Here is a 21,765-nt window from a genome sequence, read left to right on the forward strand (position 1 = left end):
TGCAATCTTATATAAAGTTCGATATTATATTCATTGTTCTAAATAGTAATCATTACGATTAGTGAAAGGAAAAATAATGAAAAAATATATTTTGGGTGTTAGTAGTATTGTTATCCTGTTATTAGTTATTCTAGGATTAGCCCTTGTTCCGTGGAAAACAATGGGGAAGAATCAAAAGCCGATCAGGGTCGTAACGGGATTAAACTTTTATGGTGAGGTGGCTCAACAAGTCGCGGGTGACAATGGCAAGGTTATTTCATTTATCGATAATGCCTCAGTGGACCCGCATGACTATCAGCCTAGCACGAAGCAAGCCCAACAAGTTGCAAAAGCTAATGTCGTAATCGAAAATGGCCTGGGCTATGATAGTTGGGTAAATAAATTAGTAAAATCTAGTGCCAATCATAATAAAATCAAAGTTATTAATGTTGCATCCTTAAATGGAAAAAAGGATGGCGATAATGAACATGTTTGGTATGAACCCTCAACAGTCAAGAAACTAGCGAACGATCTTGCAACCCAGTATGGTAAGATTAATCCAAAGCATGCAAGCGAATATCGTGCTAATGCTAAGAAATACTTGGCCTCTCTGAAACCACTCGATCAGGAAATTGCCAAAGTTAAGCGCCAAGTAAACCCTAATAATAACCAGGTGGCGGTCAGTGAGCCGGTTTTTGATTATGCTCTTGAAAATGCTGGTTATCAGATTATGGACAAACATTTTGAAAAGGCGGTTGAAGATGGTAATGATCCTTCGCCAAAGGATATTGACGAGATTCAACAAGCAATTATTAACCACCGGATTGCTTTCTTTGTTGATAATTCCCAGACAAGTGATAAAGTAGTTGATAATTTGGTTAAATTGGCGCATGAACATAATGTCCCGGTATTAAAGGTTACGGAAACAAAACCAAATGGAGAAAACTACATGCAATGGATGCTAAAGCAGTATCGTGCATTAGCTGATATTCAGCAGAAGGAGAATTAAAAAGAATGGCAGTTGTATCAGTTGACGATTTAACAGTTGCATATGGTAGCCATACTGTAATTGACCACTTAAGCTTTACAATTAATGAGGGCGATTTTTTAGTGGTTGTCGGTGAGAATGGTGTTGGGAAAACAACGCTTGTCCGTTCAATGCTCGGCTTCTTAAAACCGAAAAGCGGAATGATTAATATTCCAGAAAGTACCAAGATCGGGTACGTTCCGCAATTTCGCAATATTGATGAGGAATATCCGCTCTCAATTCGTGACTTTATTGCATTAAATACTAAACCACGAATTTTGCCATGGTTGACTAAAAAGGAACGTGATCGCGTTGAACGGATGGTTCGGGAAAATAACCTGGTAAAGATTGCTGAACGTCCATTAGGCTTGGCATCAGGAGGAGAAAAACAACGTGCTTATCTTGCACAAGCATTGCTGCCTAATCCTAACTTATTAATTCTTGATGAATCGACCGCTAGTTTGGACAATGAAATGAAATATGAATTATTAGATCTGGTGACTCGTTTCCAACAAAACGGCTTAAGTGTCATGTTTATTACGCATGATTGGGACTTAGCAGAACAATACGGGACACGTTTTTTATATATGACACCGGGTTCTTATTCAACTGGTCCCATCAATGAATTACCTAGCCCAGTAAAGGGAGGCATTAAATAATGTTAACGTTAAGCTTTATGAGGCATGCCTTTGTCGCCAGTACTTTTATCGCTGTTATTAGTGGAATTATTGGTGTCTTTGTCGTTGCACGTAATCTATCATTTTTAACTCACACACTATCAGAAATCGGTTTTGCAGGGGGGGCGTTTGCTGTTTTTGCTGGTTGGTCGGCATTAAATGGAATGATCCTCTTCACGATGCTTAGCTCAGTCATTGTGGGCCAAATGAGCATCAAAGAATCACGCCGAGAAGCAGTAATTAGTGCCGTTTCTGCTCTTTTTATCGGAATGGGGATACTATTCCTGTCTTTAAGCAGTCAGTCAGCTAGTTCGGCAACAAGTATTTTGTTTGGTAGTGTTGTGGGCATTAGCCTTAATGAAGTATGGCAATTAGTTTACCTGTCAATCCTTGTTTTAATAGTATTACTGTTAATGTATCGTCGGCTAAAGTTTGATTCGTTTGACGTGATTGGTGCACGAGTTAGTGGAATAAATGGAACGGTTATTTCAGTAATTTTTCTATTGCTTCTAGCACTAAGCGTTAGTGTTGCCGCACAGATTGTTGGGTCTCTTTTAATATTTATTTTGCTGACCTTACCAGCAGCGAGCGCAAAATATTTTACTCATGGTGTGGCTAAAATGATTGTTTTGGCAATCCTTTTTGCCTTGCTGGGTACTTGGCTTGGCTTATTCTTAGGATACTTAACAGATTGGCCAGTGAGCTTCTTTATTGCAGTGATTGAAGTTGTTATTTATGTGACAGCAATAACTTATGGCAAATTTGTTGAAGCTAACTAGTAGATGGGCCGTACCAAGACAATGAATTGTTAAATTAAAAACGATCTGTGATTAGCTTGTCTTTAGCTGATTACAGATTTTTTACTTTAAACTTAAATTTAATGCCTGAAAGCCGAACATTTTATGGTAAAATCGATGATAATTAATCCTTTTTGAAAGGCAGAGAAAAAAGATGAAAATTAGACGTAGCAATCGACTGGTTGATATGACGCGCTATCTCCTTGATCATCCACGATCATTGGTATCATTAAAGTTTTTTGGCGAACGTTATGACTCAGCTAAGTCATCAATCAGTGAAGACTTAGGAATTGTTAAGCATACCTTCCACACATGGGGGCAGGGACGCTTAGAGACAATTCCGGGAGCAAGTGGCGGTGCAATCTTAACCCCATTTTATTCAGAGGAAAATGCTAGTGTGGCAATCGATAGTCTTGTAGAAAGAGTTAATGATGATTCGCGGCTGCTTCCGGGTGGGTATGTCTACTTATCTGACTTAATTGGTCAACCAGAAGTGTTACGTCAGATTGGTAAATTAATCGCTACTCAATACGTTGATACTGATATTGACGTTATTATGACTGTTGAAACTAAAGGTATTCCAATCGCCCAGAGCGTTGCAATGTATATGAACAAGCCGTTTGTAATTGTCCGTAACAGTTCACATATCACTGAAGGACCGACAGTAAGCGTTAATTATGTTTCTGGGTCCGTACAGCGGATAAAGAAAATGGAATTGTCACGGCGGACGCTATCAGCTGGGGCCAATGTCTTGGTTGTCGATGATTTCATGAAGGGCGGCGGTACGATTAACGGGATGAAGTCCTTAATCAAGGAGTTTGACGCTAATCTTGTCGGCATTACTGTTTTTGCAGAAGGGCGGCCGGTTAATGGTCAACGTCTTGTTGATAACTGTACTTCATTAATCAAAGTAGAAACTAAAGACGGGGCTGATAAAAAAATTACAGCTCAGGCGGGAAGTTTCATGGAAAATGTATTTGGTAAGAAAGCGGAGAATTAAAAAATGACAAAAAGAAATGCAATTATTTTAGCTGCTGGTAAAGGGACACGGATGCGGTCAAAGCTTTATAAAGTTTTACATCAAGTATGCGGGAAAACAATGGTTGAACATGTTTTGACCCAATTGGAAAAGGCTAAAATCGATAATATTATTACGATTGTTGGTTATGGAGCTGAGACAGTTGAACAACAATTAGGACACCGTACAAAATATGCCCTCCAAGAACAACAATTAGGAACTGGTCATGCGGTTATGCAAACCAAGGATTTACTTGCTGATAAAGACGGCGAAACGATCATTGTTAGCGGGGATACCCCATTATTTACGGCAGAAACATTTGAAAAATTATTTGAATACCATGAACAACGTCATGCTGCTGTTACAATCTTGACTTCCGTTGCTCCTGATCCAACAGGTTATGGCCGCATCGTTCGGAATGACGTTGGGATTGTTGAACGGATTGTTGAACAAAAGGACGCAACAGTTCAAGAACAAGCAATTAAGGAAATTAACACTGGTGTTTATTGTTTTGACAATAAGAAACTATTTGCAGCCCTTAGCAAGATCAACAATGATAATGCGCAAGGCGAGTATTACCTGACTGATGTTATTGGCATTTTGAAACAAGAAAATGAGATCGTAACAGCATACAAGATGGCGGACTTTGACGAATCAATGGGTGTTAATGACCGGGTTGCCCTTGCCCGCGCTAATAAGGTAATGCGTAAGCGAATTAATACTCATTGGATGCATGAAGGGGTTTCAATGATTGATCCTGAGACAACTTATATTGATGCAGACGTTAAAATTGGCCGTGATACTGTTATCGAAGGCGGAGTTGTCATTAAGGGTCATACTGAAATTGGCGATGATTGTTATATTGGTGCCGGATCACGAATCATTGACTCAAAGATTCACGATGGAGTTAAGATTATTTCATCAACTCTTCAGGAAGCCGAAATGCATAATGGAAGTGATATTGGTCCTAATAGCCACTTGCGTCCTAAAGCAGAAATTGGCGAAAATGTTCATATTGGTAACTTCTGTGAGATTAAAAAGGCCTATATCGGTGAAGGCACTAAAGTTGGTCATTTAACTTATATCGGGGATGCAACGCTTGGTAAGAACATCAACGTTGGCTGCGGGGTTGTCTTTGTTAATTATGACGGAACAAACAAGCACCATACTAATGTCGGCGACCATGCTTTCATTGGCAGCAATAGTAATTTAGTTGCCCCCGTAAATATTGCTAAGGATTCATTCGTTGCTGCCGGATCAACAATTACGGATAGTACAGAGCAATACGACATGGCAATTGCTCGGGCACGGCAGGTTAATAAAGAAAATTATGCTAAGAAGCTACCGTGGTAACTTGCTTTTTGCCCCACTAATTTATATTATGTAAGTGGTAGGTAGTATAACTTTTATTAATCCAGCGGAGGACCTAATGACACAGCAATATTTTGATCAAAATTTAAAAATCTTTGCGTTAAATTCAAACCGTCCCTTAGCAGAAAAAATTGCTAAGCATGTCGGCGTGGATTTAGGGAAATTATCTGTTAGTCGTTTTAGTGATGGTGAAATTCAAATTAACATTGAGGAAAGTGTACGAGGAGATAATGTTTATGTTATTCAATCAACCTCTGCACCGGTTAATGATAACTTGATGGAATTATTAATTATGGTTGATGCGCTTCGTCGTGCTAGTGCAAAAACGATTAACGTGGTTATGCCATACTATGGCTACGCTCGTCAAGATCGGAAAGCGCGGAGTCGTGAACCAATCACTGCTAAGCTAGTTGCCAATATGCTGCAAAATTCTGGAGTTGACCGGATTATTGCACTTGATCTTCATGCGGCACAAATTCAAGGGTTCTTTGATATTCCTGTTGACCACTTAATGGGCGCACCGTTATTAGCAGAATACTTTATCAACCAGGGAGTTGCTGAAAATGCGGTTGTTATTTCACCAGACCATGGTGGAGTGACACGGGCACGGGCACTTGCTGAATTTTTGAAGTCACCAATTGCAATAATTGATAAGCGCCGTCCACGTGCTAATGTTGCTCAAATCATGAACATTATTGGTAATGTTAAGGGCAAAAAATGTATCATGATTGATGATATGATTGATACGGCTGGTACGATTAGTCTTGGTTCCAAAGCACTAATGGATGCCGGTGCTGAAGAAGTATATGCATCATGTACTCACGCTGTTTTATCTGGTCCAGCAATCGAACGGTTAAAGGAATCACCGCTTAAAGAAGTTGTGGTTACCGACTCAATCCAATTACCAAAAGAAAAACAAATTGATAAGATCAAGCAGGTATCAGTGGCCCCGTTGATTGGGGATGCTATTAAGCGGATCAATGAAAATCGTCCTGTTAGTCCGCTCTTTAAGCAAGTATTTCAAAGTGCACAGTTAGAGAAGAATTAATAGTTTAAAAAAGCATACAAACAGGCTTCAGTGTTCGGTAAGGCCGGGCTCTGAAGCCTCATTTGCATTATTAAAAGAAACTAAAGATTATTGAAAGCTAAACAGCAAATTGTAATTCATGTTATAATACGATGTGAAATAAGGAGGAGAAAAATGACAACAATTAAGTTTTTCAAAAAAGCAATGGTTGGAACAGCTGCAGTGGCTACTATCTTTGCCTTAGCTGGTTGTGGTAAGCAATCTGCTTCAAGTAGCGATACAAGCTCTTCCAGCGCATCGTCTGTCCGTTCTTCCGAAAGTAAAGCTTCAAAGGCTTATCGTACAGCTAATAAGCTTATCCAGAACCATGATTATGAAGGGGCATATGAACAGTTAAATAATCTAAACGATCATAATGCACAAACGGAAGCACTTGCTGATGACTTACAAAGCTACATGGATGCGCAAAAAGCATATGAAAATGGTGATTATGACAGTGCTAAGAGTAATTTGAAGTCGCAAAAGTCAACCAGTACTGCAATGCGCAATGCTTATGCTGACTTACAAGATAAGGTAAGCTCTGCACAAGGCTCAAACAGTGCTAAGTCCCAATCTGCAACGACAGCTTCTGCTAAGTCAAATAGCAATGCTAATAGTTCAACAACTAAGAGTAACGGTCAACAATCTGCAGTGGCTAACCAAGCAGCGGCAGACGCTACAAGTTCTGACGTTGTTCAGCAGTTTGCTAACAAGATGGGCTTTAGCGGTTCGCAAGGTTACCAAATCATGCCTACTGGTAAGACTGGTAATGTTTATAAATTTGAAGTTCGGCAAAATAACAGTGATAACACCGTTGCTAACTTAATTGGTATCTACCAATATAATAGCCAAACTGGTGCGGTTACTAAGATTGCATAAATCAAAATATAGGATATGAGAAATAAGAGATGTGGTTCTGCATGAGCCGATCTCTTGTTTTTTGGTTATAGGAAAGGGGGATTAGCCGTGCATCAAGAGTCATTATTTAATCAGGAGGATGATAAAAATACGCCCTTGGCTAATCGCGTGCGGCCAACGAATATTGATGAATTTGTTGGTCAGCAACACTTACTTGGTAAAGGTAAGATTTTACGCGAGATTATTACCAATGATCAATTATCATCGCTGATCTTTTGGGGACCACCGGGTGTGGGGAAGACGACCTTAGCGGAAATTATTGCTAAGCAGACAAAATCGCACTTTATTACTTTTAGTGCAGTAACTAGTAGTATTCGTGACATCCGTAAGATTATGGAAGAAGCAGAGCAGAATCGAGAATATGGTGAGCGGACAGTCTGTTTTATTGATGAAATTCACCGTTTTAATAAAGCTCAGCAAGATGCGTTTCTTCCGTTTGTGGAGCGTGGAAGTATCATCTTGATCGGGGCAACAACTGAAAATCCCTCATTTGAGATTAACGCGGCTCTCCTTAGTCGTTGTCGGGTTTTCGTCCTCAAGGCTCTTACTACCGCTGACATTGAGCAAGTCTTGCAACGGGCACTAACTCACCCGCAAGGCTTCCCCGATTTAACGATTAAATGTGAAGATGGCGTGCTTAATCTCATTGCTCAATTTGCTAATGGAGATGCGCGAATTGCTCTTAATACTCTTGAAATGGCAGTCTTAAATGGTGAGCGGGATGGTCATCATGTGGAATTGACAATGACAACTCTCAAGCAGCTAATCAATACAAAATCATTGCGTTACGATAAGAAGGGTGAAGAACACTATAATATAATCTCAGCCCTCCATAAGTCGATGCGTAATAGTGATGTTGATGCTGCTGTTTATTGGTGCTCACGAATGCTTGACGGGGGTGAAGATCCGTTATACATTGCGCGGCGGCTGGTTCGTTTTGCTAGTGAAGATATTGGACTAGCAGATACTAACGCTCTCCAAGTAGCAATTAATACCTTTGAAGCCTGTCAATTCCTGGGGATGCCTGAATGTGATGTCCACCTTACAGAATGTGTAATTTATTTGTCGCTTGCGCCGAAATCTAATGCAGCCTATGTTGCGCGGCAAAAAGCTCATCGTGCAATAAAGAAAACCGGGAATTTACCAGTGCCGTTGACAATTCGGAATGCACCCACTAAGTTAATGAAGGACTTAAATTACGGTAAAAATTACCAATATGCCCATGATACTAAGGACAAATTAACAACGATGAAAACAATGCCGCCAGACTTAGCTGGTCAAACATTCTATCACCCTAGTAATCAGGGGAGAGAACCACGATTTCAAGCGCGAATGGACCAGATAAACGAATGGCACCAACAACATGATAAATAAAACGGTGATTGCCCTAGCTGTAAACTAGGTGTCAATCACCGTTATTTTAGTTTAATACATATTTTTCAATTGCGTTTCCGACACCATCGTGGTTGTTATCGGTGGTTGTTACGTCAGCAATCTTTAATGTACCTGGAATTGAATTACCCATTGCTACGCCTAGCCCAGCAAATTCAATCATTGAATCATCATTTTGCGCATTTCCTAATGCCATCACTTCTTCACGTTTGATTCCTAATTCTTTGCTGAGTAACTGAAGCGCATTTCCCTTACTAGCCTGCTTATTCATAAATTCTAGATAGAAATCTTCACTCCGCACAATCGAAAAAAGATCACTCATTGATGATGGCAGATCTTGCCAAGCCTTATCAATGTTCTCTTTTGTGTCGACCATCATTGCTTTGGCGATTACATACTGGTCTTGCATTTTAGCCAGTTCTTCAAAAGTACGGTAACGAATTGGCATACTAACAAGATCTGATTCGTAAACAGTATAAGGACTAAGATCACGATTGATCGTGTAAATATAATCACGAGTCTCAATCTGTGATTTAACACCTTCTTTAAGACAATAGGTTTGCCAGTCAGCGTAATCGTCAAAGGACATTGTGTAGTTTACCAGTACATTTTCACTAGTCGACTGTGCTAATGCCCCGTTAAAGCTAATGACAAATTCATCATCGGAGTCATTCAACTCTAATTGATCAAGATAAGCTTTAACACCGGTCATTGGACGTCCTGTGCATAAGACAATCTTAACGCCTGCTGCACTTGCTTTCTTGATCGCGGTAACTGTTTTAGCAGTGATTTCACGTTGATCGTTAATTAATGTTCCATCGATGTCAATTGCAACTAATTTAATTCCCATTATGATTACTCCTTTGGTTTAATAATATGGTTGTTTTTAATATAACTTTGAAATTCTTCATAGATTGGCTCAAAAATTTCAATATTGTCTCGGGATTCAAGCATCTCTTTCGGGAAAAAGAAGCGCTGGTCACCTGCTTCTCGGCCAGAAACGCTTGCTACAAGGGTACTAACCTGAGATAACTCGATAAAGTCACCGTTTGGCTGGAGAAGTTCAATCTGTGTTTGTGCATTTGAATCTTGGGGGTGATAAGTGTCATAGGGCAGCTTAAAGCTATCGTTAACCGCGGTATAATATTGACTATTAAAACCAGCTGTTTGAATTAAATTGCGCAGGATTGGCAAAAGTTCTTGGGTATTTTTGTCATAAATTACTGACTTAAACGGTCGGCGATTAAGGAAGCGACTGGCTAAGTCACTTAAAATATCGTCCCGTGAATGAGTCCAATGAATGAAGTAAGTTGTTAGGACCCCATCATCTAAGGCTAAGTAATCATTAAGATTAAAATGATTGTTAAAGAACGGCATCAGCATATGAGGAGTAAAGTCCGGCTCAAAATCATTCGGATGCTGGTAAATGTATTTTGCCCGCATAAGCAGGTGATCCAATATTACTTCCATCGAACGGGAAACAGGATGAAAGTAGACCTGCAGGTACATCTGTAGCCGGCTAATAATATAGTCTTCAACGGCATGCATTCCGGAAATTTCAAATGCAATCCCGCTCTTTACTGGCCGCATAACGTGAAGTACGCGGTCAAGGTCAAACTTACCATAATTAGTACCAGTGTAATATGCGTCACGCTGTAAATAATCCATCCGGTCGGCATCAACTTGGCTTGAGATCATTTGAACGACTTGCGGGTTATGGTAAGTATGGTCGATAACGCTGGCAACTTGGTGAGGGAAGTCGGGAGAAACACGTCGTAAAATCTTATTAATATTCGTACTACTATCTGTGATTAATTGCCGGGTAATTTGTTCATGGTTAGTATGGAAAATATGCTCAAAAGTATGCGAATATGGGCCGTGTCCCAAATCATGGAGAAGGGCGGCACATAAGGCAACAGGGCGTTCCTTGTCATTCCACAAACCGTCTCCTGCAGTTTTGCTAGGGTAGTTGCGTTGAAAATAATTGCACATCTGTCTGGTAATTTCATAAACACCAAGACAGTGCCCGAAACGAGAATGCTCAGCACCATGGAAAGTGAAAGATGATGTCCCTAATTGTTTGATTCGGCGTAAGCGTTGAAATTCAGGGGTATTGATTAAATCCATGATTATCTGGTTATCAACAATGATTTGTCCATGAATCGGGTCCCGAAAGACCTTTTCTCGGCGGAGTTTTTCGTCATGAAAATGGTTCATGTTAATCTTCTTTCTTTAGGCGTTCTTGTAATTTGACCATGCTGGTAAGTTCTTTATCTAAGAGGGTTATGAAATCGGGTGACCACATAATGCTATTAAGACTAGTTGGATCACTAATACTAGCAGCTGCCTGAATTTTTTTAATTGCATCGCTAACAGTTAAAGGAGTATCCGTGACCTTAGCGACTGTTGTCATTGCACCCGGCCAAACATCAGGAAAATGCCACTTATTTGATTCTTGCTGCAAACCTTCATCATAAAAGTCACGAATAAGTATTCCACGATCCTGTTGATTTCCACAAACGCTAAGGTAAAGCATTACGACAACGCCTAACTTATTACGGCGCTGCGAAATGCCCCCGATTTTTTGACCATTAACACTAATATCGAAGCTGCCGGGACAATAGGAGTGGGTAATCTCACCTGTGGCAACTGATAAAGTCGGAAAAGCTGCTTTAATAAGGTCGACCATGCTTTGGTAAGCTTCGTCGATCGTCAATTCGTGATTCTCAAGATGCCACGGATAGAAAATTGACAGGTTTAATATCCCATCGTCACTAACAACGGCCAATCCGCCAGAATTACGCATGAAATAATGGTAACCGCGATGATTAAGCAGGCGAAGAGCCGCAGAGAGATGCGGTAACCGTTGATCTTTTAGTCCGAGAATAACAGTATCTTGAAGCGTCCAAAAATGGAGCAGGGGATGTGTAAGCTGATTGGCTGATTGAAGCAACGCATTTGTATAGATGAAAGACGACAAATTGTCAGCCGGTGGTAGTGGTTGGATAAATTGTTGAAAAGGTTGCTTATTAAAATTCGACATAATACTTCTTCTTTTCTTTGGAATAATACATTAATATTATACAAGAACTAAGAAGAACATGGGCGTTTGGCGGGGTATTTATCAATAAAAAGAGTATAATAATGACGATAAATAAAGATGAAGGGAGGAAATTACTATTAAGAAAGTGATTCCTGTCCATGTAAAATTATCAACAACAATTAATCAAGGCGGCCAGCAAGAGAGCTTTACCTTCAATGAGGAAGGTACGTTTGTTGAAATGAATGGTAAGTATTATTTACGTTATATTGAACACCAGGACGGACAAGAGACTCCTGTACAGGTTAAATTTGAAGATGAATTGATTCGGTTGCGCAGACGGGGCAATGTTGAAACAAATTTATTCTTAGATCCGCATCAAGAGACTATTATGCGATACCGGACAGAATATGGCATGATTAACATCGATGTGTTAACTGAAAGCTTAGAAAAAGATGTTGATATTGATGCGCCTGCTGGTCATGCATCTGTGAAGTATCAGTTAAAGCAAGCAGGACAATTAATTGGAAGTTACCAACTAGAATTGCAATTTACAGCTTAATATTGTATGATGTAGTTTAGACTTTTTGAAGGGATGTGCACCAATTTGGATTTAAAGGTTTTTGACGGTCAGGACAAATCAGAACTTTCAATGATTGAGGTCGCACACGCTATTCTAGCTCACCATGGGGAAGCGATGGCGTTTGTTGACTTGACCAACGAGGTTCAGCAATATCTGGGTAAGAGCGATGAGGAAATTCGTGAGCGTCTTGCACAGTTCTATACTGACTTAAATGTTGATGGCAGTTTTATTTCCCTTGGTGACAACACCTGGGGTCTGCGTGCTTGGTACCCATTCGAATCTATCGATGAAGCCACTGTTGGTGAAAACGAAGAAGAGGAGGATGACCGTCCAAAGAAGAAGCGTCGTAAAGTTAATGCCTTCCTCGCAGACACCGATGATGATGACGATGTAATTGACTACGATAACGATGATCCTGAAGACGAGGATCTTGACGATGATGACGATAGCGATTCTGATGAAGATTATGATGATGACACTGATGATTTCAGTGACGATGATGATGATCTTGATGATGGTATCGAAGGTCAACTGTCAGAATTGCATGATGAGGAAGACGATGACGAGGACGATGAATAATTTTTAAGTTTATACTTGACTATTGATCATTGACCCTGTATTATCTTTCTTGGGCGCCTGTAATGACAGGCCAATAAGTTCGTAGATAAGTAAGCTCCCTGTTTCATTTGAAATAGGGAGTTTTTTCTATTATCACACCCGCAAATTAAAAAAGGAGTAGACGACAATGACGAAATACATTTTTGTAACCGGTGGAGTTGTATCATCATTAGGAAAGGGAATCGTTGCTGCCTCTTTAGGTCGATTACTGAAAAATCGGGGCTTAAAGATTGCAATCCAAAAGTTTGACCCTTACATTAATGTCGATCCCGGTACGATGAGTCCATACCAGCACGGTGAAGTTTTTGTAACTGACGATGGTACTGAAACTGATTTGGACCTCGGTCACTATGAACGTTTTATCGATAATGATCTAAATAAGTATTCAAATGTTACAACGGGTAAAATCTACTCTGAAGTTCTTCGTAAGGAACGCCGTGGGGATTACCTTGGTGGCACGGTACAAGTTATTCCGCACATTACTAACGCGATTAAGGATAAGATTAAGCGCGCGGGAGAAAGTACTGATGCTGAAGTTGTGATTACCGAAATTGGTGGGACCGTTGGTGATATCGAATCGCAGCCATTTATGGAAGCTATTCGCCAAATGAAAGAAGAAGTTGGTAGTGACAATGTTTTATATATCCATACAACATTAGTTCCGTACCTCCGTGCTGCTGGTGAAATGAAGACTAAGCCAACACAGCACAGTGTTCGTGAACTACGGGGATTGGGTATTCAGCCTAATATCTTGGTTGTACGGACAGAAAAGCCGATCACTGATGATATGCGGAAAAAGATCGCATTATTCTGTGACGTTGATCCTAAAGCAGTAGTGGAATCGATGGATGTTCATACTCTTTACGAGATTCCGCTGAACTTACAAAAGCAGGGGATGGATCAATTAGTTGTAGATCATTTTGGCTTGGATGTGCCACAAGCTGATATGACAGAATGGACAGAAATGGTAAATCATATCGAACATGACTTAACTAAGACGGTTAAGATTGCGATGGTTGGTAAGTACACTGACTTACAAGATGCTTATATTTCTGTTAATGAATCATTACGACATGCCGGTTACCCTGTAAATGCTAAGGTTAAAATTGACCACTTTAATGCGGAAAATATTACCCCTGAAAATGTTGACGAAACCTTAAAGGACTACGATGGTATTCTTGTACCGGGTGGTTTTGGAAACCGAGGAGTAGAAGGAATGATCACTGCAATTAAGTATGCTCGGGAAAATGACGTTCCGTACCTTGGTATTTGTTTAGGGATGCAAACCGCATGTATCGAGTTTGCTCGTGACGTATTAGGATACAAGGATGCTAACTCAACTGAATTTGATCCAAATACAAAGCATAATATTATTGATTTAATGGCTGATCAAGCAGACGTTGAAGATATGGGAGGAACTCAACGGCTTGGTGCTTATCCTTGCAAGCTTAAGGAAGGGACAGTCGCTGCTGCCGCTTATGGCAACCAGTCAATGATTAGTGAACGTCACCGCCACCGTTACGAATTTAACAATGATTACCGCCAAGAAATGGAAAATCATGGGTTAGTGATTTCTGGTGTTAATCCTGACCGTAATTTGGTTGAAGTAGTTGAAATCCCTGACAAGAAATTCTTTGTGGCTGCTCAATACCACCCAGAATTCAAGTCACGTCCTAACCACCCAGAAGGATTATTTGCTGCTTTTGTAAAGGCAGCCGCCGAGGACAAATAAATTTAAAAATTATATAATAGAATTAATACAAGAGATGGGGGCAAACTTGTCACTTCTCTTGTTTTTTATTAGTGACATTGTTAAATTTTAAGTTATAGAGGCTATTTTTAGCTGTTACTTTACGATTTTTTTTAAGATTGTTTATAAAAGGTTGTAATTCGTTTGATATTTCATTATCATTACAGTTGACTGTTTTGTAACTGAAATAATCATTAACTTAGCTTAAATGAAAAACAGACTAAAATTTTTAAGTGAGGAAACGCAGAAATGAAGAAAATGATCATTCAAGGAGGAAACCGTCTTTCTGGTGAAGTCACGATCGGTGGTGCAAAAAATAGTACAGTTGCATTAATTCCTGCTGCTATTCTTGCAGATACCCCGGTAGAGTTTGACACGGTTCCAGATATCTTGGATGTTCACAATCTGATGATTATTTTGGAGTCAATGAATGTAAAGTCCGAGTTTAGTCACGGAGTTTTAGATATTGATCCAACACAAATCGTAGAAGCTGAACTTCCAAGCAAGGCAATCAAAAGTCTTCGAGCTTCCTATTATTTTATGGGTGCATTATTAGGTCGTTTCCATCGCGCGACATTAACATTTCCGGGGGGCGACAATATCGGTCCCCGACCAATTGACCAACACTTAAAAGCATTTAAGGCACTTGGAGCAACCGTTAGCGAAGAAAAAGGTACTGTTCATTTAGATGCACCGAATGGCTTACATGGGTCACGGATCTTTTTAGATATGGTATCAGTTGGTGCAACAATTAATGCTACTTTGGCAGCCGTTCGCGCTGAAGGAACAACGATTATTGAAAACGCAGCTCGTGAACCAGAAATTATTGATTTAGCGACATTCTTAAATAATATGGGTGCGAAAATTCGTGGAGCTGGAACAGATACTATTCGGATCACTGGGGTAAAGACCCTGCAGTCTATGAATACCCACACAATTATTGCAGATCGGATCGAAGCTGGAACTTACCTATCATTAGCCGCAGCGCTAGGTGATGGGATTATGATTCATAATGTTATTCCAGAACACCTAGAATCATTCACAAGTAAAATGATTGAGATGGGTGTTGATCTGCAAATTGATAGTGATAAGATCTTTGTACCTAAATCAGAGCACTTACGACCAGTTACTGTCAAAACGATGCCATTCCCTGGTTTTGCTACCGACCTGCAACAACCATTAACTCCGCTGATGTCACTTGCGGAGGGTGATAGTACGATTGTTGATACTATTTATCCTAAGCGGGTAAAACACATTTCCCAACTACAAAAGATGGGGATGAAGATTGAGGCGCATGATGGGATGATTGTTGTTCAACATACGGAAAAACTCCATGGTGCAGAGGTTTCTGCAGGCGAGATTCGGGCAGGAGCCGCTTTAACGATTGCTGGATTAATGGCAGATGGACAGACAATAATTAATAATGCCGGAAATATTTTGCGGGGTTACGACCGGATTGTATGGAAGCTTAATCGGCTTCATGCTAATGTTTCAATTGAGGACGATTCTTCAGTAAAAATTAGTTAGAAGTTGCGTAGTTCTTTAAATCGTGGTATCCTGTTAAAGTTGATTATCTATGTTTCAGGCAATGATTCATGGCAAAAGGAGCGTAATAAATTATGAAACAAGGAATTCATCCAGATTATCATCCAGTAGTTTTTGAAGATTCATCTACTGGTTTCAAGTTTCTCTCTGGCTCAACAGCCACTTCAAGTGAAACTGTTAAGTGGGAAGACGGTAATGAATACCCATTAATTCGGGTTGAAGTTACTTCTGACTCACACCCATTCTACACTGGTAAGCAAAAGTTTACTCAAGCCGACGGTGCTGTCGACAAGTTCAACAAGAAGTACGGTCTCAAGTAATCGAGCTTCTTATATTCAAACCCGGGAAAAACGAAAGTTCTTCCCGGGTTTTTTGTTCAATGATGTATCCGAAAGTGGGGTCTACCTATGCATGAGAAAATAATCAATCGAATAATTGCCCTGCATCATTATTCTTTCGTTAGGATAACTCGTCAGACGCTAATTATGATTTTTCCAATTGTTTTTATCGGAACAATGGCGAAGATGATTTTAAAAACTGTTTTTAAACCAGATGGCTTTATCTATAATGTTGCTTTCCTTGATGTGATACCACAGAGCGTATTGCAAATTATTCAATTTGTATTAACAAGTATAGGTCAGCTAACTTTAGGTATTTTGGGAGTTTACACTGCTTACATGGCAGCTAAGTTTACAGCAAAATTATATCGACGTGATGGTAAATTTGCGGGAATCACGGCAATATTAACGCTTTTACTGATGTCGTACCGGTATGGAAAGATGTCATCATCGTTTTCTCTTAATTTTTACCAACGTCTTCTTAGCGGTAATAGTCTATTATTAGTTTTACTACTTGGGTACGGAATTGGTCAGCTTTACCGCTTATTAACACCGCCAAAGTATGGAGAAAATACTAATTCGCTCCCATTATTACAAGAACGAGCATTTAGTTCGATGGGACCAATAATAATTAGCGTTATATTTGGCGTAGCTGTCGCAATTTTCTTAAATTCCAATACAATTTACCATGCCTGGTCTACTAGCTATTCTTCGCTAGTTGGCGTTGCGCAAGAACACCGGCAGCTATGGTTAACACTGTTAGCATCGATTGGAATAACAACGATGGATTGGCTCGGACTAGGAGTTCCCTATAATTCGATGGCACTAATGTCAGGAGAGTCGTTTACCGCTAATTTAAACTATGCACTAGCGCATGGAACACCATGGAACGTTCCTTATAAATATTTAGGAAGTTCGCTTTATAATTCATTTGCTAATTTTGGTGGAGATGGACTGATTTTAGCACTCATTGTTGCAATCTTGTTGACGTCGAATGGATCTTATATGCATCGGGTTGCGCGCTGGACCGCTTTGCCGACACTATTTAACTTTAATTATGCGACAATGGTTGGACTGCCGATTGTATTTAATCCCTTATTCTTTATCCCATTTACATTTTTGCCAATTGTGAATATCCTGCTTGCTAGTTTTGCGATTGCTATTCACTTAATTCCCTCAACTCCTTACCCGGTTCTTCAGGGAACACCAGGACCGTTGCTTGGTTTCCTCGGCACAAATGGTAATTGGGGAACGCTTATTTTTGCATTGGTTTTGTTATTGCTAGATATCATTGCATATATTCCTTTTGTGAAAATGGCATTGGCAGTTGAGCGTCGTTTAATGTTAGAAGAACAGGAAGTGGCAGGTCATGAAAAAAATAGCTAGAACCACTCTCCACAGCCGGCTGGTATTAATTAGTTTGATGACTATTTTAATTCTTATGGCAATTCCAGCTTATATTTGGATGAAGGATAATAATAAATACTTAGCCGCCCAGCATAATTCGAGAATGTCACCAGTAATTATGGTTCCAGGTAGTTCGGCCACGCAAAATCGATTTAACCCATTGATTCAAAAAATTAATGCAGATAGTCCGAAGAAACATAGCGTGTTGCGGTTGGAAGTTAAGAATAACGGTAAGATTACTTCACAGGGATGGATCAATCGTGGAGATAACGAACCAATCATCGTTATTGGTTTTGAGAATAATCATGATGGTTATCAAAATATTAAAAAGCAGGCTAAAATGGTTAATCAAGTCTTTGAACGCCTAACGGAAGAATATAACTTCAACAACTTTAAGGCGTTTGGTCATTCTAACGGGGGATTAATATGGACTTATTGGCTAGAGCATTATTACTCTGAATATCAAGATACTATTACGATTAAAAGGCTGATGACGTTAGGGACACCATATAACTTTGCAGAATCTTCTGTCAGTCATCCAACTCAAATGTTTTCTGATTTCGTAAAATATCGGGATCGAATTCCTAAAAATTTATTAGTCTATTCAGTAGCAGGTACGGAAACTTATACCTCGGATGGGCTGGTCCCAGAAGGAAGTGTGAACGCGGGTAAATATATTTACCAAAAACAGGTTGCTCACTATACAAGTATGACCGTTACTGGTAAAGATGCTCAGCACTCAAATTTGCCACAGAATAAACAGATTGTCCGTCTGATTGAAGAATACTTGCTTGATCCAAACGATAATGGAAATCCTAATCCGCAAAATAAGCGCGGGACTACTCAAAATTAATTAAGCAGGTTATACTATGTTCATAATAAAAAGTGAAGGGGTTCAAAATCGTGAAAAAAGGTAAAAAGCGGTCATTTGAATGGTTGCGGTGGACAGCGGTTGTTGTACTGCTTCTGGTCTCTATCGTTTTGATCTTTAACCAGCAAATTAAATATTACCTGGTGGGAAGCTATAAGCCAGAGATCACACGGCAAACAGTTCAAAATAACCAAAAGAAAAAGGCAACTTATGATTTTCAAAGTGTTGAGGACCTTAATTTGCAAACTGCTGCAAAGGCACGGGCAAACAAGCAGTCGATTAATACGATTGGTGCGATTACGGTCCCAGCCATTAATATGACGATCCCAATTGCTAATGGTGTTGATAATACAACTCTTGCGTTAGCTGCGGGGACTCTTCGTCCAGACATGAAGATGGGAGAAGGCAACTATGCGTTAGCTGGTCACAATATGGCGCACGGAAGTAAAATCCTATTTTCGCCCTTGTATTATCATGCGAAAGTTGGTCAGATGATCTATATTACAAATATGGACCGGGTTTATGAGTACAAGATTTACCAGCGTGAATTTATTGCGGCTACGCGTGTTGACGTGGTAAATAATACCCCTGAGAAGATCATTACGTTGATTACTTGTGACGCTACGGGGGCAAACCGTTTGATGATCAGGGGAAAGTTTGTTAAATCCGAACCATTTACGCAAGCACCACAAAATGTCCAGAAGAATTTTAGTGAAAAATACACGACAGGTCGTTAAAAGATGAGAAGCTGGAAAGAAATTTCCATGCTTCTTTTTTTGATAGATTTGTAATCCATTCCAAATTAAGAAAAACACAATCGTCGCTAAAATGTTCAAATCTAAATAAATTTTAAGTAAAAAGATGAGCGAACGGACAAGAATGCCACCGTTTGCTCATTTTTTTAATGGACATAAATTCCTTGACTCTTTTTTGGGAACCGCCTAAGAAAGAGATACATTGAATTTAAGGAGATGCAGTAATGGAAAAACGCGAGCAGGAAAATGTTTTATGGTTTGATGAATTGCATCGTTCTGACGTTAATCTCGTTGGTGGAAAGTCTTCCTCATTAGGTGAAATGACTTCTTCAATGAAAATTCCAGTCCCATATGGATTTGCGACAACTACCCATGCTTATCGCCAATTCATGACTGAAACGGGATTAAACGATCAAATAAATAGTTTGTTAAATGAAATCAACGACTATGAAAATGCCGATGAGCTTCATCAAGTTTGTTCCCGAATCCGGCAGATGATTGTTGATGCCTCAATGCCTAGCGAACTGACAGCATCAATTACGCAGGCTTACGCAGACTTATCCGAAAAAATGGGTGAGACCGAACCGTTTGTGGCTATTCGTTCAAGTGCCACAGCGGAAGACTTGCCAAATGCCTCTTTTGCGGGACAGCAAGAATCATATTTAAATGTCCGTGGCGCAGAAATGGTATTAGCAAAAGTCCAAGAATGTTATGCTTCTTTATTTACTGATCGGGCTACGTATTATCGTCATAAGCAACATTTTCCTCATGAAAAGGTGGCATTATCTGCAGCAATTCAGATGATGGTTTTCTCTAAAGCATCTGGTGTAATGTTCTCCGTAAACGTGGCTAACGGGGATGATTCACAAATTGTTATCGATACAATCTGGGGTCTAGGTGAATATATTGTTCTTGGGAAAGTAACCCCCGATCATTTTGTGATTAATAAGGATGACCTTCACGTGTTAGAACGATCAGTTGTACCGAAAGCAATTGAGTTGCGGCAAACTCCTGGTGGTGGTGTTCATGAAGAACAAGTGCCAGCAGAGCGTGCTACCCGGCCTGCATTAACCGAAGATCAAATTCGTGAATTAGCTGGCTATGCTAAGGAAATTGAAAAACATTACGGCTGTTACATGGATATGGAATTTGCCCTGGATGCACGGACGGACCGCCTGTGGTTAGTACAAGCGCGGCCTGAAACAGTCTGGTCAAATAAAAATAGCGGACAAACAGTAAAGGAGTCAGTGAAACCGATGAACGAAAGCCAAAAACCGTTAGTTAAGGGATTACCAGCCAGCCCCGGTACCGCAACCGGAAAAGTTCATGTAATCGCTGACCCTCAGGATATTGATCAATTTGAAGAAGGAGAAGTCTTGGTAACCTTGATGACCTCTCCAGACTGGGTACCGGCAATGAAGAAAGCAGCAGCAATTATCACTGACAATGGTGGAATGACTTGTCATGCAGCGATTGTTTCACGTGAAATGCAGATTCCATGTATTGTGGGGACCAAGAGCTGTGGAGACGCTGTTACTGAAACACTTCAAGATGGTGATCAGGTTACGGTTGATGCTAAAAATGGTGTTGTCTACCACGGAAATATCCAAGCACAGTTTAGCTCACGAGAAAAGTCAACAGAATGTGGTCAAGCTGAATACTATGCGCCAACCGCAACTGGCGTAATGATGAATCTGGGTGATCCGGAACTTGCCGAAAAATATGCTGATTTGCCTGCCGATGGAATTGGCCTAATGCGGGAAGAATTTATTTGGACAACCTATATTCATGACCATCCCCTATACCTAATTGAGACCGGACAAGCAGAAAAAGTTGTCGATATGTTAGCCGATGGAATTGCCAAAGTTGCCCGTGCAATTGCTCCACGGCCAATGGTTCTGCGTTTCTCCGACTTTAAATCAGGGGAGTACCGTAATTTAACCGGTGGTGATAAGTACGAACCACATGAACCAGCTGACCTGCTTGGCTGGCGGGGAGCTTCACGGTACTATGATCCAAAATATATTGAAGCGTTCAAATTAGAACTGGCGGCAATTAAAAAGGTCCGTGAAGAATTTCAACTGAAGAACCTTAATGTGATGATTCCATTTGTTCGGACAGTTGCAGAATTAGAAAAGGTCACGCGGCTAATGAAAGATGAAGGCCTATACCGCGGTCCAGACTTTAAGGTATACATGATGGCTGAGATTCCAAGCAATATCATCTTAGCTGATCAATTTAACAAGTACGTCGATGGCTACTCAATTGGCTCCAATGATCTAGCAATGCTTATCTTAGGTTGTGACCGTAATAATGACACGGTTGCGCACCTGTTTGATGAACGCAATCTTGCGGTTAAACGTGCAATTAGTCACCTCATCAAGACTGCCCATCAAGACAATAAGACGGTCTCAATATGTGGTCAAGCACCATCAGAATATCCTGAACTAGCTGCTTTCTTGATTCAGCAAGGAATCGATTATATTTCGGTTAATCCTGATATGGTCAAAGCAACAAAACGGAATGTGGCAAGTGTTGAACAACGGATTATGCTTGACAGCGCAACTGGTAAGGGACGTCAGAATGCTGAAACTTATGAATGGTAGAAAGGAT

20 protein-coding genes are annotated in these 21,765 nt (G+C 40.2%); 17 read left to right on the forward strand and 3 right to left on the reverse strand.

Translation table 11 applies throughout. The features are described 5' to 3' along the window. Window positions 1-76: 76 nt before the first annotated feature. From IEU90_RS08915 to IEU90_RS08950, 8 genes are all read left to right on the forward strand, one after another. The gene (locus IEU90_RS08915; protein ID WP_188358029.1) at window positions 77-988 is read left to right on the forward strand and encodes a metal ABC transporter solute-binding protein, Zn/Mn family; all 912 of its coding nucleotides are present in this window, start codon (window positions 77-79) and stop codon (window positions 986-988) included. Window positions 989-993: 5 nt separating this feature from the next. After that, window positions 994-1,665 (forward strand): ATP-binding cassette domain-containing protein, encoded by a 672-nt coding sequence (locus IEU90_RS08920; protein ID WP_182598855.1) that lies wholly within the window; start codon window positions 994-996, stop codon window positions 1,663-1,665. Continuing rightward, a complete protein-coding gene (locus IEU90_RS08925) occupies window positions 1,665-2,462 on the forward strand; it encodes a metal ABC transporter permease (RefSeq protein WP_153710499.1) in 798 nt (265 codons plus the stop codon). Before IEU90_RS08920 ends, IEU90_RS08925 begins: the two co-directional genes overlap by 1 nt. Before the next feature lie 172 nt (window positions 2,463-2,634). Continuing rightward, complete coding sequence (purR, locus tag IEU90_RS08930) at window positions 2,635-3,480, forward strand: pur operon repressor (protein WP_163704631.1); 846 nt, start codon at window positions 2,635-2,637, stop codon at window positions 3,478-3,480. Between the two features lie 3 nt (window positions 3,481-3,483). Beyond that, window positions 3,484-4,851 carry a bifunctional UDP-N-acetylglucosamine diphosphorylase/glucosamine-1-phosphate N-acetyltransferase GlmU gene (glmU, locus tag IEU90_RS08935; RefSeq protein WP_153710501.1) on the forward strand — a complete coding sequence of 456 codons (1,368 nt, stop codon included), beginning with the start codon at window positions 3,484-3,486 and terminating at the stop codon, window positions 4,849-4,851. A gap of 76 nt (window positions 4,852-4,927) precedes the next feature. Next, complete coding sequence (locus IEU90_RS08940; RefSeq protein WP_153710502.1) at window positions 4,928-5,917, forward strand: ribose-phosphate diphosphokinase; 990 nt, start codon at window positions 4,928-4,930, stop codon at window positions 5,915-5,917. A gap of 153 nt (window positions 5,918-6,070) precedes the next feature. Then, window positions 6,071-6,814: a hypothetical protein gene (locus IEU90_RS08945; RefSeq protein ID WP_153710503.1), complete on the forward strand. Its 744-nt coding sequence runs from the start codon at window positions 6,071-6,073 to the stop codon at window positions 6,812-6,814. A gap of 87 nt (window positions 6,815-6,901) precedes the next feature. Further along, entirely contained in the window at window positions 6,902-8,227 is a 1,326-nt protein-coding gene (locus IEU90_RS08950; protein ID WP_188358030.1) for a replication-associated recombination protein A, read from the forward strand. A gap of 46 nt (window positions 8,228-8,273) precedes the next feature. Here the strand turns inward: IEU90_RS08950 and IEU90_RS08955 are convergent, their stop codons facing one another. The 3 genes from IEU90_RS08955 to IEU90_RS08965 are packed head-to-tail and all read right to left on the reverse strand — an operon-like array spanning window position 8,274 to window position 11,288. Further along, window positions 8,274-9,095: a Cof-type HAD-IIB family hydrolase gene (locus IEU90_RS08955; protein ID WP_153710505.1), complete on the reverse strand. Its 822-nt coding sequence runs from the start codon at window positions 9,093-9,095 to the stop codon at window positions 8,274-8,276. Between the two features lie 5 nt (window positions 9,096-9,100). Further along, window positions 9,101-10,462 (reverse strand): HD domain-containing protein, encoded by a 1,362-nt coding sequence (locus tag IEU90_RS08960; RefSeq protein ID WP_188358031.1) that lies wholly within the window; start codon window positions 10,460-10,462, stop codon window positions 9,101-9,103. Between the two features lies 1 nt (window position 10,463). Then, window positions 10,464-11,288 carry a lipoate--protein ligase family protein gene (locus tag IEU90_RS08965; RefSeq protein WP_153710507.1) on the reverse strand — a complete coding sequence of 275 codons (825 nt, stop codon included), beginning with the start codon at window positions 11,286-11,288 and terminating at the stop codon, window positions 10,464-10,466. A gap of 145 nt (window positions 11,289-11,433) precedes the next feature. Here IEU90_RS08965 and IEU90_RS08970 point away from each other — a divergent pair, with 145 nt between their 5' ends. From IEU90_RS08970 to ppsA, 9 genes are all read left to right on the forward strand, one after another. Continuing rightward, window positions 11,434-11,847, forward strand: coding sequence for a YwiB family protein (locus IEU90_RS08970; protein WP_229723659.1), 414 nt, complete (start codon window positions 11,434-11,436; stop codon window positions 11,845-11,847). A gap of 45 nt (window positions 11,848-11,892) precedes the next feature. After that, on the forward strand, window positions 11,893-12,447 hold the full coding sequence (gene rpoE, locus IEU90_RS08975) for a DNA-directed RNA polymerase subunit delta (protein WP_182598865.1): 555 nt from the start codon (window positions 11,893-11,895) through the stop codon (window positions 12,445-12,447). A 166-nt stretch (window positions 12,448-12,613) separates the two neighbouring features. Then, a complete protein-coding gene (gene pyrG / locus IEU90_RS08980; protein ID WP_153710510.1) occupies window positions 12,614-14,218 on the forward strand; it encodes a CTP synthase in 1,605 nt (534 codons plus the stop codon). Window positions 14,219-14,485: 267 nt separating this feature from the next. Next, complete coding sequence (gene murA / locus IEU90_RS08985) at window positions 14,486-15,763, forward strand: UDP-N-acetylglucosamine 1-carboxyvinyltransferase (RefSeq protein ID WP_182598867.1); 1,278 nt, start codon at window positions 14,486-14,488, stop codon at window positions 15,761-15,763. 92 nt (window positions 15,764-15,855) lie between these two features. Beyond that, on the forward strand, window positions 15,856-16,101 hold the full coding sequence (locus IEU90_RS08990; RefSeq protein WP_076459140.1) for a type B 50S ribosomal protein L31: 246 nt from the start codon (window positions 15,856-15,858) through the stop codon (window positions 16,099-16,101). A gap of 87 nt (window positions 16,102-16,188) precedes the next feature. After that, window positions 16,189-17,505: a PTS sugar transporter subunit IIC gene (locus IEU90_RS08995; protein ID WP_153710512.1), complete on the forward strand. Its 1,317-nt coding sequence runs from the start codon at window positions 16,189-16,191 to the stop codon at window positions 17,503-17,505. Then, complete coding sequence (locus IEU90_RS09000) at window positions 17,489-18,379, forward strand: alpha/beta hydrolase (protein ID WP_153710513.1); 891 nt, start codon at window positions 17,489-17,491, stop codon at window positions 18,377-18,379. The genes IEU90_RS08995 and IEU90_RS09000 overlap by 17 nt, the downstream gene beginning before the upstream one ends. Window positions 18,380-18,429: 50 nt before the next feature. Then, on the forward strand, window positions 18,430-19,134 hold the full coding sequence (locus tag IEU90_RS09005) for a class A sortase (RefSeq protein ID WP_163704620.1): 705 nt from the start codon (window positions 18,430-18,432) through the stop codon (window positions 19,132-19,134). Between the two features lie 242 nt (window positions 19,135-19,376). After that, complete coding sequence (gene ppsA, locus IEU90_RS09010; RefSeq protein WP_153710514.1) at window positions 19,377-21,758, forward strand: phosphoenolpyruvate synthase; 2,382 nt, start codon at window positions 19,377-19,379, stop codon at window positions 21,756-21,758. Window positions 21,759-21,765 lie beyond the last annotated feature (7 nt).

Source organism: Limosilactobacillus caviae, assembly GCF_014635905.1.
Taxonomy (GTDB): domain Bacteria; phylum Bacillota; class Bacilli; order Lactobacillales; family Lactobacillaceae; genus Limosilactobacillus; species Limosilactobacillus caviae.

What these genes read in the sequence shown, in the direction of transcription:
- IEU90_RS08925 (WP_153710499.1), top strand. Translation starts at nt 1,665, where the DNA reads ATGTTAACGTTAAGCTTTATGAGGCATGCCTTTGTCGCCAGTACTTTT.
- IEU90_RS08945 (WP_153710503.1), top strand. Translation starts at nt 6,071, where the DNA reads ATGACAACAATTAAGTTTTTCAAAAAAGCAATGGTTGGAACAGCTGCA.
- IEU90_RS08940 (WP_153710502.1), top strand. Translation starts at nt 4,928, where the DNA reads ATGACACAGCAATATTTTGATCAAAATTTAAAAATCTTTGCGTTAAAT.
- IEU90_RS08915 (WP_188358029.1), top strand. Translation starts at nt 77, where the DNA reads ATGAAAAAATATATTTTGGGTGTTAGTAGTATTGTTATCCTGTTATTA.
- pyrG (WP_153710510.1), top strand. Translation starts at nt 12,614, where the DNA reads ATGACGAAATACATTTTTGTAACCGGTGGAGTTGTATCATCATTAGGA.
- purR (WP_163704631.1), top strand. Translation starts at nt 2,635, where the DNA reads ATGAAAATTAGACGTAGCAATCGACTGGTTGATATGACGCGCTATCTC.
- IEU90_RS08920 (WP_182598855.1), top strand. Translation starts at nt 994, where the DNA reads ATGGCAGTTGTATCAGTTGACGATTTAACAGTTGCATATGGTAGCCAT.
- ppsA (WP_153710514.1), top strand. Translation starts at nt 19,377, where the DNA reads ATGGAAAAACGCGAGCAGGAAAATGTTTTATGGTTTGATGAATTGCAT.
- IEU90_RS08965 (WP_153710507.1), bottom strand. Translation starts at nt 11,288, where the DNA reads ATGTCGAATTTTAATAAGCAACCTTTTCAACAATTTATCCAACCACTA.
- IEU90_RS09000 (WP_153710513.1), top strand. Translation starts at nt 17,489, where the DNA reads ATGAAAAAAATAGCTAGAACCACTCTCCACAGCCGGCTGGTATTAATT.
- glmU (WP_153710501.1), top strand. Translation starts at nt 3,484, where the DNA reads ATGACAAAAAGAAATGCAATTATTTTAGCTGCTGGTAAAGGGACACGG.
- IEU90_RS08960 (WP_188358031.1), bottom strand. Translation starts at nt 10,462, where the DNA reads ATGAACCATTTTCATGACGAAAAACTCCGCCGAGAAAAGGTCTTTCGG.
- murA (WP_182598867.1), top strand. Translation starts at nt 14,486, where the DNA reads ATGAAGAAAATGATCATTCAAGGAGGAAACCGTCTTTCTGGTGAAGTC.
- IEU90_RS08990 (WP_076459140.1), top strand. Translation starts at nt 15,856, where the DNA reads ATGAAACAAGGAATTCATCCAGATTATCATCCAGTAGTTTTTGAAGAT.
- IEU90_RS08955 (WP_153710505.1), bottom strand. Translation starts at nt 9,095, where the DNA reads ATGGGAATTAAATTAGTTGCAATTGACATCGATGGAACATTAATTAAC.
- IEU90_RS08995 (WP_153710512.1), top strand. Translation starts at nt 16,189, where the DNA reads ATGCATGAGAAAATAATCAATCGAATAATTGCCCTGCATCATTATTCT.